Source organism: Pseudomonas gingeri, from assembly GCF_013386115.1.
GTDB lineage: Bacteria > Pseudomonadota > Gammaproteobacteria > Pseudomonadales > Pseudomonadaceae > Aquipseudomonas > Aquipseudomonas gingeri.
This window is the reverse complement of the sequence record NZ_JACAOR010000005.1, coordinates 127,372-140,839: the sequence shown is the minus strand read 5'-3', so window position 1 is coordinate 140,839 and position 13,468 is coordinate 127,372. Positions and strand designations below refer to the sequence as shown.

Annotated in this window: 14 protein-coding genes; 3 read left to right on the top strand and 11 right to left on the bottom strand. The window is 63.3% G+C overall.

Annotated features, from left to right (window positions below):
- The first annotated feature begins 13 nt into the window (after positions 1-13).
- The 3 genes from holA to HX881_RS08600 all read left to right on the top strand — a co-directional run bounded on the left by holA (position 14) and on the right by HX881_RS08600 (position 2,694).
- A complete protein-coding gene (gene holA / locus HX881_RS08610) occupies positions 14-1,051 on the top strand; it encodes a DNA polymerase III subunit delta (RefSeq protein ID WP_017123358.1) in 1,038 nt (345 codons plus the stop codon).
- 92 nt (positions 1,052-1,143) lie between these two features.
- Positions 1,144-1,305 (top strand): alternative ribosome rescue factor ArfA, encoded by a 162-nt coding sequence (arfA, locus tag HX881_RS08605; protein ID WP_017123357.1) that lies wholly within the window; start codon positions 1,144-1,146, stop codon positions 1,303-1,305.
- 72 nt (positions 1,306-1,377) lie between these two features.
- Complete coding sequence (locus HX881_RS08600; RefSeq protein ID WP_177083954.1) at positions 1,378-2,694, top strand: lytic murein transglycosylase; 1,317 nt, start codon at positions 1,378-1,380, stop codon at positions 2,692-2,694.
- A 134-nt stretch (positions 2,695-2,828) separates the two neighbouring features.
- Here HX881_RS08600 and HX881_RS08595 read toward each other — a convergent pair whose 3' ends face one another.
- From HX881_RS08595 to rsfS, 11 genes are all read right to left on the bottom strand, one after another.
- The gene (locus tag HX881_RS08595; protein ID WP_083875232.1) at positions 2,829-3,785 is read right to left on the bottom strand and encodes a S66 peptidase family protein; all 957 of its coding nucleotides are present in this window, start codon (positions 3,783-3,785) and stop codon (positions 2,829-2,831) included.
- A 2-nt stretch (positions 3,786-3,787) separates the two neighbouring features.
- Positions 3,788-4,813: a lipoyl synthase gene (gene lipA / locus HX881_RS08590; protein ID WP_042934203.1), complete on the bottom strand. Its 1,026-nt coding sequence runs from the start codon at positions 4,811-4,813 to the stop codon at positions 3,788-3,790.
- 1 nt (position 4,814) lies between these two features.
- Positions 4,815-5,465: a lipoyl(octanoyl) transferase LipB gene (gene lipB, locus HX881_RS08585; protein WP_017123353.1), complete on the bottom strand. Its 651-nt coding sequence runs from the start codon at positions 5,463-5,465 to the stop codon at positions 4,815-4,817.
- Positions 5,465-5,740: a DUF493 domain-containing protein gene (locus HX881_RS08580; protein WP_042934383.1), complete on the bottom strand. Its 276-nt coding sequence runs from the start codon at positions 5,738-5,740 to the stop codon at positions 5,465-5,467. The genes lipB and HX881_RS08580 overlap by 1 nt, the downstream gene beginning before the upstream one ends.
- Before the next feature lie 125 nt (positions 5,741-5,865).
- Positions 5,866-7,029, bottom strand: a complete 1,164-nt coding sequence (locus HX881_RS08575) for a D-alanyl-D-alanine carboxypeptidase family protein (RefSeq protein WP_017123351.1) — start codon at positions 7,027-7,029, stop codon at positions 5,866-5,868.
- Between the two features lie 318 nt (positions 7,030-7,347).
- Positions 7,348-8,361, bottom strand: coding sequence for a septal ring lytic transglycosylase RlpA family protein (locus tag HX881_RS08570; protein WP_177083952.1), 1,014 nt, complete (start codon positions 8,359-8,361; stop codon positions 7,348-7,350).
- Positions 8,361-9,371 carry a lytic murein transglycosylase B gene (gene mltB / locus HX881_RS08565; protein WP_042934202.1) on the bottom strand — a complete coding sequence of 337 codons (1,011 nt, stop codon included), beginning with the start codon at positions 9,369-9,371 and terminating at the stop codon, positions 8,361-8,363. The genes HX881_RS08570 and mltB overlap by 1 nt, the downstream gene beginning before the upstream one ends.
- A 17-nt stretch (positions 9,372-9,388) precedes the next feature.
- Positions 9,389-10,492 carry a rod shape-determining protein RodA gene (gene rodA, locus HX881_RS08560; RefSeq protein ID WP_042934380.1) on the bottom strand — a complete coding sequence of 368 codons (1,104 nt, stop codon included), beginning with the start codon at positions 10,490-10,492 and terminating at the stop codon, positions 9,389-9,391.
- Positions 10,493-10,530: 38 nt separating this feature from the next.
- Positions 10,531-12,417, bottom strand: a complete 1,887-nt coding sequence (gene mrdA, locus HX881_RS08555; protein WP_103033144.1) for a penicillin-binding protein 2 — start codon at positions 12,415-12,417, stop codon at positions 10,531-10,533.
- A 9-nt stretch (positions 12,418-12,426) separates the two neighbouring features.
- Positions 12,427-12,894, bottom strand: a complete 468-nt coding sequence (gene rlmH, locus HX881_RS08550; RefSeq protein WP_007937439.1) for a 23S rRNA (pseudouridine(1915)-N(3))-methyltransferase RlmH — start codon at positions 12,892-12,894, stop codon at positions 12,427-12,429.
- Positions 12,895-12,903: 9 nt separating this feature from the next.
- On the bottom strand, positions 12,904-13,398 hold the full coding sequence (gene rsfS, locus HX881_RS08545; RefSeq protein WP_017123347.1) for a ribosome silencing factor: 495 nt from the start codon (positions 13,396-13,398) through the stop codon (positions 12,904-12,906).
- Between the last annotated feature and the right edge of the window lie 70 nt (positions 13,399-13,468).

Below are 13,468 nucleotides of genomic sequence, written 5' to 3'. Positions count from 1 at the left end.
CCGCTATCCGCCTATGAAACTCGCCCCCGCCCAACTCGCCAAACACCTGCAAGGCAGCCTCGCGCCCGTCTACATCATCAGCGGCGACGATCCGTTGCTGTGCCAGGAAGCCGCCGACGCCATTCGCGCCGCCGCGCGCCAGCAAGGCTTCGACGAACGCCAGGTGTTCAGCGCCGACGCCAACTTCGACTGGGGCACGCTGCTGCAAGCCGGCGCCAGCATGTCGTTGTTCGCGCAAAAGCGTCTGCTGGAACTGCGCCTGCCCTCGGGCAAGCCCGGCGACAAGGGTGCCGCCGCCCTGATGGAATATTGCGGCCGGCCGGCCGAGGACACCCTGCTGCTGATCAGCCTGCCCAAGCTCGATGGCAGCGCGCAGAAAACCAAGTGGGGCAAGGCCCTGGTCGAAGGCCAGCAGACCCAGTTCATCCAGATCTGGCCGGTGGACGCCAACCAGTTGCCGCAATGGATTCGCCAGCGTCTCTCGCAAGCCGGGCTGTCCGCGCAGCAGGATGCGGTGGAACTGATTGCCGCGCGGGTCGAAGGCAACCTGCTGGCGGCGGCCCAGGAAATCGAAAAGCTCAAGCTGATGGCCGAGGGCGGCCAGATCACCGTCGAAACGGTGCAGGCCGCAGTGGCCGACAGCGCCCGTTTCGACGTGTTCGGACTGGTCGATGCCGTGCTCAATGGCGAATCGGCCCATGCCCTGCGCATGCTGGAAGGCTTGCGCGGCGAAGGGGTCGAGCCGCCGGTGATTCTCTGGGCCCTGGCCCGGGAACTGCGGCTGCTCGCCAGCCTGTCCCAGCAGTACAGCCAGGGCGTGCCGCTGGACAAGGCGTTCAGCCAGGCCCGGCCACCGGTCTGGGACAAACGCAAGCCGCTGATGAGCAAGGCCCTGCAACGGCATTCGGCGCAACGCTGGAGCCAGCTGCTGATGGACGCCCAGCGGGTCGATGCGCAAATCAAGGGACAGGCCGCCGGTTCGCCCTGGAGCAGCCTGAGCCGTCTCAGCCTGCTGATGTGTGGGCAACGGCTGGCATTGCCGCCGGAATAACCCCGCGCCGCGAGCATCACCCTACCCACTGGACAGGCAACCCCATCTGCCCGATCATTCGCACTCTTCACCCAACCCGAGAGTGCACCCTCATGAGCAAGCCGTCCCGGCGCCGTCCCAACAAGGCCAAATCGATCATCGCCCAGCCACTGTTCCGCAGCCGTCAGGAACAACCCGCCAAGGGCAAAGGCAGCTACCGCCGCGAAGCCTTCCAGTCTAAAAGCTGGGAGGCTTCTGACTTTCTGGCCGCGTAAAAGTGTCATCACGACCTGCACCCCTCTGGCGTGATAAGGTCAGCACCTGATTCGCATTCTCCGGACCCGCGCATGCCCTTTAGTCTCACCCTCCGTTGGCCGTTGCGCCGACTGTTCGCCGCCACCAGCTTCATCCTGCTCGTCGCCTGTGCGGAAAAGCCCACCGCCGCCGACGCCCAGCCGCTTCAGACCTTGCCCGCGGCCCCTGCTCCCGTCCCTGCGCCACAGCCCGCCAGCGACGAGTTGAGCATCCAGCCCGCCCAGAGTTTCGATGACTGGCAAGCCGCCTTCCGCGCCGAAGCCTTGCGCGCCGGTATCACGGCGAGCACCTTCGACACCGCCTTTGCCGGCGTCACCCCGGACATGAGCGTGATCAAGGCCGATCGCAGCCAGCCGGAATTCACCCGCCCCGTATGGGAATACCTCGACGGCGCACTCTCGGCGCTGCGCGTGCGCAAGGGCCAGTCGCTGCTGGTCCAGAACAGCGCCCTGCTGCAAAGCATCGAACAACGTTACGGCGTCGACCGGGAAGCCCTGGTCGCAGTGTGGGGCATGGAAAGCAATTTCGGCCAGTTCCAGGGCGACAAGTCGGTGATCCGCTCGCTGGCGACCCTGGCCTACGAAGGCCGTCGCCCCGGTTTCGCCCAGAGCCAGTTGCTCGCGGCGCTGCAGATCATCCAGCACGGCGACATCCTGCCCGGCCAGATGCTCGGCTCCTGGGCCGGAGCCATGGGCCAGACCCAGTTTATCCCGACCACCTACAACACCTATGCCGTGGACTTCGATGGGGATGGTCGCCGCGACATCTGGAACGACTCCGCCGATGCCCTGGCCTCGACCGCCAACTACCTGCAAAGCTCCGGCTGGCAGAAAGGCCAGCCCTGGGGATTCGAAGTCACGCTGCCGACCGGCTTCGACTACGCCCTGGCGGACGGTGCCATCCGCAAGCCGGTGAGCGAGTGGCTGCAGATGGGCGTGCAGCTCCCTCCAGGGGTCGCCCTGCCCTATGGCGCCGCGCCGCTGTCGGCCTCGCTGCTGCTGCCGGCAGGCTATCGTGGACCGGGTTTCCTGGTGCTCGACAACTTCCGCGCCATTCTCAAGTACAACAACTCATCGTCCTATGGCCTGGCCGTCGGCCTGCTGTCCCAGCGTTTCAACAGCGGTGGCGTGATTCGCGGGAGCTGGCCGAAAGACGACCTGCCGCTGAGTCGCAGCGAGCGGATGGAATTGCAGACGGTGCTCAGCGCCAATGGCCACGACGCGGGCAATCCCGATGGGATCATCGGAGCCAATACCCGCAAGGCGATCCGCAGCGCACAGCAGTCGCTGGGCTGGCCGGCGGATGGGTATCCGACCCACAAGCTGCTGGAGAGCTTGCGCAACCGATAGATCCGCCGGGGCCCTCAAGACCGCCAAAAGCTTCGGGGGCAAGCCCCCCTCCCACAGGTATTGCAAGGACCGCAATACCCGGTACCACTCGAACACCGTGGGAGCGGGCCGGGCGGCTGAACAGGCGAGCGGACTTACGCGATCAGCACCACGTCCTGCTCCAGGACAAGCTGCCGGGCATCGGCATCCAGGCGCACCTGAGCCCCCAACGGCAGCGTCAGGTTCGGGTCGCAATGTCCGCTGCGCCACCCCGCCAGCACCGGAATCCCCAAGGGTGCCAGCTCCTGCGTGAGCAGGCGCGCCAGCGCATCGCGGTCGACACCGGCGAAATCCCCCACCAGCACGCCCCTGAGGCCTTCCAGCTTGCCGGCCAGGCGCAGGTGGGTCAGCAGCCGATCAACCCGGTACAGCGGCTCGTTGACGTCCTCGATCAGCAGGATCAAGCCATGGGTGTCGATTTCATAGGGCGTGCCCAACGTGGCGCAGATCAACGACAGGTTGCCGCCTTGCAGACGTCCCGAGGCGGCGCCCGGAACAACGGTGGTCAGCGGGAATGCGGCGGGATGCTCGAACAGGCTACCGGCGCGCACCTGCCCGGTCAGCAGGTTGAATAACGAGGATTCGGTCGGCGGCAGTTTGTCCCCGAGCAGATCCGCATTGAACAGCGGCCCGTGAAAGGTCATGAACCCCGCATAACGGGCGATCGCCAGATGCAGCGCGGTGATGTCGCTGTAGCCGACCAAGGGTTTTGGATGTTTTTTGAGCAATTCGAAATCAATAGCGTCCAGCAGACGCGGGCAACCGTAGCCGCCACGCAGGCAGAGGATCACATCGATTTCGGGATCGGCAAAGGCATCGTGCAGGTCCCGCAAGCGGACCTCATCGCTGCCGGCCAGGTAACCGTCCCGTTGCGAGACACCCGGAAATATCCGCAGCTCATAGCCACGGGCCTGCGCCCACTGCTTTGCCTTGAGCGGATCAAGGGCCGCCGGACCGGCCGGGGCGATCAAACCGATCACCCCGCCCTGACGTAGCGCCGGCACCGCGCTCTGGACCTGACAAGAAGCCTGCACGGGTCGACGACGGTTCAAGGTTACGCTCCGATCAGTTCTGCCTTGACCAGCTTGGCCTGCTCGTCGGCGTGATACGAGGAACGTACCAGCGGGCCCGAGGCAACGTTCTTGAAGCCCATCTTGTAACCTTCCTCGGCGAACCAGGCGAAGGTGTCCGGGTGCACGAAACGCTGCACCGGCAGGTGGCTGCGAGACGGTTGCAGGTACTGGCCGAGGGTCAGCATGTCGATGTCGTGTTCGCGCATGCGCTTCATGACTTCGATGACTTCGTCGTCGGTCTCGCCCAGGCCGAGCATCAGGCCGGACTTGGTCGGAATGTGCGGCATCATCTGCTTGAAGCGTTGCAGCAGGGTCAGCGACCACTGGTAGTCGGAGCCCGGACGCGCGGCCTTGTACAGGCGCGGTACGGTTTCCAGGTTGTGGTTGAACACATCCGGCGGCTCGGCGGCGGTGATTTCCAGCGCGATGTCCATGCGTCCACGGTAGTCCGGGACCAGGGTCTCGAGCTGCACGTTCGGCGACAGCTTGCGGATCTCGCGGATGCAGTCGGCGAAGTGCTGGGCACCGCCGTCACGCAGGTCATCGCGGTCCACGGAGGTGATGACCACATACTTCAGGCGCAGGTCGGCGATGGCGATGGCCAGGCTTTCCGGCTCGTTGACATCCAAGGGCTTCGGCCGACCGTGGCCGACGTCGCAGAACGGGCAACGACGGGTGCAGATATCGCCCATGATCATGAAGGTCGCGGTGCCGCCGCTGAAACACTCGCCCAGGTTCGGGCAGGAAGCCTCTTCACAGACGCTGTGCAGCTTGTGCTTGCGCAGCAATTGCTTGATGCGGTCGACTTCCGGCGATACCGGGATGCGTACGCGAATCCAGTCCGGCTTCTTCGGCAGCTCGGTGGTCGGGATGATCTTCACCGGAATCCGCGCCACCTTCTCGGCGCCACGCAGCTTGACGCCGGTTTCGACTTTCGCACGGGCCGGACGCTCGGAAACATCCAGCGCCGGGATCAGGGTTTGCACAGCGTCTTGCGCAGTAGTCATATCAATCGATTCCGCCCGTTAGGGTCGTCTGCTCAGCATAGTCGAGGTGTTTGACGAGCTGCGCGCGCAGCCGGGCACTTACCTCGGCAAATTCAATCGGTCCTGTGTGGTCACGCAGCTGGGTCATCGCCAGCCCAGCATAACCGCAGGGGTTAATCCGCCGAAACGGCTCCAGGTCCATGTCGACGTTCAACGCCAGGCCATGGAAGGAACAACCGTTGCGAATCCGCAGGCCCAGGGAGGCGATTTTCGCGCCGTTGACATACACCCCGGGAGCGTCGGCCCTGGCTTCGGCATCCACACCGTAGCTGGCCAGCAATTCGATCAGGCAGCGCTCCATCCGGCTGACCAGTTCGCGCACGCCAAAACCCAGGCGGCGAACGTCCAGCAACAGATAGGCCACCAGTTGGCCAGGCCCATGATATGTCACTTGGCCGCCGCGATCGACCTTGACCACCGGAATATCGCCCGGCAGCAGCAGATGCTCGGCCTTGCCGGCCTGGCCCTGGGTGAAGACCGACGGGTGCTGCACCAGCCAGACTTCATCAGGAAATTCCGCGGACTTGCGTCCGTCGGTGAATCGCTGCATGGCATGCCAGACCGGCTCGTAAGGGGTCTGGCCGAGCTCGCGAAAGCCCAACACGCCCGCCATCACAGCACCATGTGTACGAAGCCGGTGGCCCGCAACTCGCTGTTGATGTTGTACAGCTGGTCCTGGTCGGTGGCCACGATGTGCAGCTGGATCGTGGTGTACTTGCCGTTGGTGCTCTGGCGTTCGTCCACCCGGTTGTCGTTGATCGTCGCGTGTTTCCTGACGATCTCGACGATCTTGTCCTTGTTGCCCACACCCGTGTCACTGATCACCTTGACCGGATAGTCGGTGACGGGGAATTCGATTTTCGGCGCTTTTACTTCAGTGTCTGTCATGACAATAACGGCCTCGTAAGCCCAGGCAACGGACATACCTCGCGCCCGGGTCAGGCGCGAGGTACGTAAATCGACACTATTGGTTCAAATTGCTACGTGTTCAAACTGCCGCCGTTCAAGGTGCTTCAGTTGAACATGCCGTAGAAGAACATGCGGATGCTATCCCACAGGCGACGGAAGATACCACCTTCCTCGACCGCTTCCAGCGCGATCAGATCGGCACTGTGAACGACCTTGTCATCCAGTTTGACTTCCACTTTACCGATCACGTCACCCTTGGCGATAGGAGCGACCAGTTTCGGGTTGATGGTCATGCTGGCGGCAAGCTTCTTCAGCTGGCCTTTAGGCATGGTCATGGTCAGGTCTTCGGCCAGGCCGGCCTTGATCTGGTGGGTGGTGCCTTTCCAGACCGGGGCCTGGGCCAGTTCGGTGCCCTTCTGGTAGAAGGTCTGGGTTTCGAAGAAGCGGAAACCGTAGGTCAGCAGCTTCTGGGTCTCGGCCGCACGGGCCGATTCACTGTTGGTACCGAACACCACCGCGATCAGGCGCTGACCGTCACGGACCGCCGAGGACACCATGCAGTAGCCGGCTTCTTCGGTGTGACCGGTTTTCAGACCGTCGACGGTCTTGTCACGCCACAGCAGCAGGTTGCGGTTCGGCTGCTTGATGCCGTTCCAGAAGAATTCCTTCTGCGAGTAGATCGCGTAGTGCACCGGGTCGACGCGGATGATCGCGCGGGCCAGCAGCGCCATGTCGTGAGCCGACGAGTAGTGCTCCGGGTTCGGCAGGCCGGTCGGGTTCATGAAGTGGCTGTTGCTCATGCCCAGGTCGCCAGCGGTCTTGTTCATCATGTCGGCAAAGGCGTCTTCGCTGCCGGCGATGTGCTCGGACAGCGCGACGCTGGCGTCGTTGCCGGACTGGATGATGATCCCGTGCAGCAGATCGCTGACGGTGACCTGCGAGCCGACCTTGATGAACATCCGCGAACCGCCGGTACGCCAGGCGTTCTCGCTGACCGTCACCGGATCGTTTTCGCCGATCTGGCCACGACGGATTTCCAGGGTCGCGATGTAGGCGGTCATCAGCTTGGTCAGGCTGGCCGGTGGCAGGCGCTGGTCGCCGTTGTTCTCGACCAGCACGTTGCCGCTGGCGGCATCCATGAGCACATAGGCTTTGGCGGCGAGTTGCGGCGAAGCCGGCAAGGCCATGTCATCGGCGGCCCAGGCAGCGGGCGCAATGATCAACGGCACAAGCAGGCACAAACGTTTGGCAAAGGTGGTGATGTTCATCCGTCTCTCGAAATCGCTAATGGAAACTTGCCCTTGCGGACAAAACTAATCAGACAGCCAACGGCTGCCCCGTGTTAGGTTGCTCGCTCCACCACCCTTTTATCAGGGCGCATGAAAACTACTGCGCTCGGTAATACGGCGTTAAAAGCAGGCTCGGAATGCTCATTTACAGCAGTAAACTCCGCTTCCTCGCGTGCTTTGCCTTGTCTTGCCTTCGCTCGCTACGTTCTCAAGCGCCCTTGAGGCTTTTATTATCAGACGAACCAACAACCAGGACCCGGCCCTTCGGATGCGGCCGAATCCACAATTGTGCCTGTGTTATTCCGACGTCACCAGACTTGGCGAGCCGAGATTGGCCAGGCGGACGCTGTTCTGTACCTGCTGCACTTCATCCGGCGTGCCGATCGGTCCCATCCGGACCCGATGCAGCGTCTGCTGGTTGCGCACGATCGAACTGACGAACACCGGCGCCTTGACCATCGAGCTTAGCTTCGATCGCAGCAGTTCGGCAGCGTCCGGGTTCGCGAAGGCGCCCACCTGGAGATACTGGCCAGAGGCTGGTACAGAACCGTTTTTTTTTGCATCGGCCTGTACAGGGACAACGTCGGTCGCGTGTTGTTGCGGCGGCGGAGTCCATTGTTCGATGGTCCCGGTGGACGCGGTCAGGGCCGGTGCCTGCGCCTGCGCCAATTGCGGCTCATTGAGCATCAGCGGCGCCGGGCGACCGCGCTGGGCCCACCATTGCTGCGGATCGATACCTTCGACCTTGACCCGCGCGGTGCCGATCTCGGCGTAGCCGAGCTTCTTGGCGGCGGCGTAGGACAGGTCGATGATCCGGTCCGAATAGAACGGCCCGCGGTCGTTCACCCGCAGGATCACGCTGCGATTGTTGTCCAGGTTGGTCACCCGCACATAGCTGGGCAGCGGCAGGGTCTTGTGCGCGGCACTCATGCCGTAGAGGTCGTAGACCTCGCCGTTGGCGGTGTTCTGGCCATGGAACTTGGTGCCGTACCACGAGGCCGTGCCCTGGGCGACATAGTTCTTCGAGTCCGGCAGCGGGAAGTAGGTCTTGCCCAGCACGGTGTAGGGGTTGGCCTTGTAGGCACCGGTATGCAGGGTCGGCGTGGCATCGGGAATCCGCGACACATCCACGTCCCACCACGGCGCGCCGTCCTTGTGGGCCCGGTTGATGTCCAGCCCCGGCTTGGCGCGGATGGCATTGGAAGACGACGACTGGTAAGGCGAGCGGCTGGTCGAACAACTGACCACCAGCACCGCCAACGCGGTGTAAGCCAGCAGTTTCAGTGGTTTTTGAATCGGCAAAGCCTGCATTACTTGACGCCCCGTGCTTGGACCAACAGGTCAGACAGCTGATGCACGGCCATGGCGTACATTACGCTGCGGTTATAGCGCGTGATCGCATAAAAATTCTTCAGGCCCATCCAGTATTCAGGGCCATTGTCGCCTTCCAGGCGAAATGCCGTGACCGGCATATCATCGCGCAGCGCATCATGACTCGACCAGCCCAGCGCCCGCAACTCCCCAACGGTCTTCACCGGGTCGATACCCGGGCTCAAACCCTGGTCGACCAGATCGCCGCGCACGTCGGCGCGACTCACCACCGGCTCGCCGGCCACCCAGCCATGACGCTTGAAGTAGCTGGCAACGCTGCCGATGGCATCGTCGGCGTTGGTCCAGATATTGATATGGCCGGTGCCGTCGAAGTCCACCGCATAGGCGCGGAAACTGCTCGGCATGAACTGCGGCAGGCCCATGGCGCCAGCGTAGGACCCCTTGAGACTGAGCGGATCGAGCTGTTCCTCGCGGGCCAGCAGGAGGAACTCGCGCAGCTCCTTGCGGAAAAACTCGGCGCGGGGCGGATAATCGAACCCCAGGGTCGACAAGGCATCGATCACCCGATAGTTGCCGGTGTTGCGACCAAAGAAGGTTTCCACGCCGATGATGGACACGATCACCTGGGCCGGCACACCGTATTCCTGCTCGGCGCGGGCCAGGGCCGCCTCATGCTGGCGCCAGAAGTCGACACCGCGGGCAACCCGGGCATCGGTGAGGAACATCGGCCGGTATTCCTTCCACGGCTTGACCCGCTCGGCCGGGCGGGAAATCGCATCGAGAATGCTCTGCTTGCGCTCGGCCTGACGGAACACTTCCATCAGCTGTTCGCCGGCGAAACCGTAGTCGCGGGTCATTTCACCGACGAACTCGGCCACTTGCGGTGATCCTTCGTAATCACCGGCCAGCGCACTCTGCGCCGCCCCCAGACAGCCCACAAGGCTCATCCATGGAGCGCATCGAGCCGCCCAGCCGCGCATCACTTGCATTGAATTCTTCACCTTAATCAAACCTGTGCGATCCACTTGCGGTGGGTATGGATCGACATCAAAACCCCAAACGCTGACAGCAGCGTCACCAGCGAAGTTCCGCCATAGCTAATGAATGGCAACGGCACGCCCACCACCGGCAACAGGCCACTGACCATACCGATGTTGACGAAAACATAAACAAAAAATGTCATGGTCAGGCTGCCCGCGAGCAGCTTGCCGAACAGGGTCTGGGCCTGGGCGGTGATCACCAGCCCCCGGCCGATCAGCAGCAGGTAGATCAGCAGCAGGGCGCAGATGCCCACCAGGCCGAACTCTTCGCCCATGACCGCGATGATGAAGTCGGTGTGGCTCTCCGGCAGGAAGTCCAGATGCGACTGGGTGCCCAGCAGCCAGCCCTTGCCGAACACGCCGCCGGAACCGATGGCGGCCTTGGACTGGATGATGTTCCAGCCGGTGCCCAGCGGATCGCTTTCCGGGTCGAGGAAGGTCAGGATCCGCTGCTTCTGGTAGTCGTGCATGATGAAGAACCACATGCCGACCGCCACCGGCACCGCCGCCGCCAGCACGCTGAGGATCCAGCGCCAGCGCAGGCCGCCCATGAACAGCACGAAGGCGCCGCCGGCCAGGACCAGCAGCGAGGTGCCGAGGTCGGGCTGGCGCACGATCAGGATAAACGGCACGCCGATGAGCATCAGGCTGATACCCACGTGCTTGAGCTGCGGCGGCAACGTGCGCTTGGACAGGTACCAGGCGATGGTCGCCGGCATCAGGATCTTCATGAATTCCGACGGCTGGAAGCGGATCACCCCGGGAATGTTGATCCAGCGCGTGGCGCCCATGGCGTTGTGGCCCATGACATCCACCACCACCAGCAGCATCACCCCCAGCACGTAGGCCAGCGGCACCCAGCGGGCCATGAACCGCGGTTCGAGCTGGGCGATGACGAACATCGACACCAGGCCGATACCGAAGGAAGTCGCCTGCTTGATCAGCAGGTCCCAGCTTTTGCCGCTGGCCGAATAGAGGACGAACAGGCTGCCGGCCGCCAGGGTCAGCAGCAGGACCAGCAGCGGCCCGTCGATGTGCATGCGCTGCAACAACGTGGCCCGGCGGCGCATCACATCCTCACTGGAGAGGATGCGATCGAAATTGGCGATCAAGGCGTAGCCTCCGCGGTAGTGGTGCCTGCATATTCAGGTTTGATCCGGCCATCCGGACCCAGCAGCCAGGCGTCCATCACCTGGCGGACCACCGGCGCCGCGACGCCGGAACCGGACTCACCGTTCTCGACCATCACCGCCACGGCAATCTTCGGATTGTTGGCCGGCGCAAAGCCGACGAACAGGGCGTGGTCACGATGACGCTCCTGGACTTTCGAGCGATCGTACTTCTCGCCCTGCTTGATCGCCACGACCTGGGCCGTACCACTCTTGCCGGCGATCAGGTACTGCGAGCCGATCGCCGCCTTGCGCGCGGTCCCCCGGGCGCCGTGCATCACCTGCTGCATGCCGTGGCTGACCTTGTCCCAGTCGGCAGGGTTGCGCAGGACGATATCCGCCATCGGGTTCTCATCCAGCGGCTTCTGGCCTTCGATGGTCTTCGCCAGGTGCGGACGGTTCCACACGCCCTTGTTCGCCACCAGCGCTGTGGCCTGGGCCAGTTGCAGCGGCGTCGCCTGCATGTAGCCCTGGCCGATGCCGAGGATCAGCGTCTCGCCGGGGAACCAGGCCTGCCGGCGCGTGGTGCGCTTCCACTCGCGCGACGGCATCAGACCCGGCGACTCTTCGAACATGTCCAGGGAGACCTTCTGGCCCAGGCCGAACTTGTTCATGTAGGACGACAACCGGTCGATCCCCAGCTTGTGGGCCAGGTCATAGAAGTAGGTATCGTTGGAACGCATGATCGCCGTGTCCAGGTCGACCCAGCCGTCACCGGTGCGGTTCCAGTTGCGATACTTGTGGTCGTAGTTCGGCAGTTCGTAGTAACCGGGGTCGAAGACCCGCGTCGAGGCATTGACCACACCGCTGTCCAGGCCGGCAATCGCCACCGCCGGCTTGATGGTCGAACCCGGCGGATACAGGCCGCGCAAGACCCGGTTGAACAGCGGACGGTCGATGGAGTCGCGCAGTTCGGCGTAGGCCTTGAAGCTGATGCCGGTGACGAACAGGTTCGGGTCGAAGCTCGGCTGGCTGACCATCGCCAGCACCTCGCCAGTATTCGGGTCCAGCGCCACCACCGCGCCACGACGGCCACCGAGGGCTTCTTCGGCGGCTTCCTGCAGCTTGATGTCCAGGCTCAGGACAATGTCCTTGCCCGGCACCGGATCGGTGCGCTTGAGCACCCGCAGGATGCGCCCGCGGGCGTTGGTCTCGACTTCCTCGTAACCGACCTGGCCGTGCAATTCCGCCTCGTAGAAGCGCTCGATGCCGGTCTTGCCGATATGGTGGGTGCCGCTGTAGTTCACCGAGTCGAGGACTTTCGCCTCTTTCTCGTTGATCCGCCCCATGTAGCCCACCGAATGCGCGAAATGCGCCCCCTGTGGATAGTGGCGAACCAGTTGCGCCACCACCTCGACGCCCGGCAGGCGGAACTGGTTCACCGCCACCCGGGCGATCTGCTCTTCGGTCAGCTCGAACAGGATCGGCACCGGCTCGAACGGCCGCCGCCCCTGGCGCATGCGCTTCTCGAAGAGCACGCGGTCCTCGGGGGTCAGTTGCAGGACTTCGACGATCACATCGAGGACCTGTTGCCAATCGCCGGAACGCTCGCGGGTCATGCTCAGGCTGAAGCTGGGCCGGTTATCGGCCACCACTACGCCATTGCGGTCATAGATCAGGCCGCGAGGCGGCGGGATCGACTGCACATGGACGCGATTGTTTTCCGACAGGGTCGAGTGGTAGTCGTACTGGATCACCTGCAGGAAATACAGGCGGGCAATCAGTACCGCAATAAGCAGCACGACCACGACTGCACCGACCACGACACGGTTACGCACCAGACGGGCGTCTTTCTCGTGGTCCTTGAGGCGGATCGGCTGGGTCATTCGGCAGGCTTATTTGTGGTAAGGGTGCCCGGACAGCACGGTCCAGGCGCGATACAGCTGTTCACCGATCAGGATCCGCACCAGCGGGTGCGGCAGGGTCAGCGGCGACAGCGACCAGCGCTGATCGGCCCGCGCGCAGACTTCCGGCGCCAGCCCCTCGGGGCCGCCGACCATGAAGTTGACCGTGCGCGAATCCAGCCGCCAGCGATCCAGCTCGACCGCCAACTGCTCGGTGCTCCATGGCTTGCCATGGACTTCCAGCGTGACGACGCGCTCGTTGGGACCGACCTTGGCCAGCATGGCCTCGCCTTCCTGACGGATAAAGCGCGCCACGTCGGCATTCTTGCCCCGGGTATTGAGCGGTATTTCCACCAGTTCCAGCGCCAGTTCGGATGGCAGGCGCTTGGCATATTCATGCCAGCCTTCTTCCACCCACTTGGGCATGCGGGAACCGACAGCAATCAGGCGCAGGCGCACAACCGCACCTTATTCCTGGTCTTTGTTGAGCTTGATGAAATGCTCATGGGTGTTTTCCGGGCTGTGGTGTGCGGCGCTGGCCGAACGGCTCTGCTCGGCACCCTGCCACAGACGCTCCAGGTCGTAGAACTGACGGGCGCTGGCGGTCATCATGTGGACGATCACGTCGTCCATGTCCAGCAGGACCCAGTCGCTGTCGCCCTTGCCTTCTTCGCCCAGCGGCTTGACGCCCAGGGCCTTGACCGCTTCGCGGACCTTGTCCAGCATCGCGCCGATCTGGCGGTTGGAGGTACCGGTGGCGATGATCATGTAGTCGGTGATGCTCTGCTTTTCGCGAACGTCGATCACCAGGATGTCCTGGGCCTTGACGTCTTCCAGGGCCGCCACGGCGATCTTGACCAGCTCATCGCCCTTGAGGGGCTCACCGCTGATCACTTTCTCAGGCAGCGGAGCACTTTTGAAGGTGCCTTTGCGCTTTGCTTTGTTTACGTCGTTGTTCGTCATATAAAACTCGTTTTGCTCGTATGTTCGGGCGCTTCAATACACGATTGTCCGTGCTTTCAAGCGCGCCTTT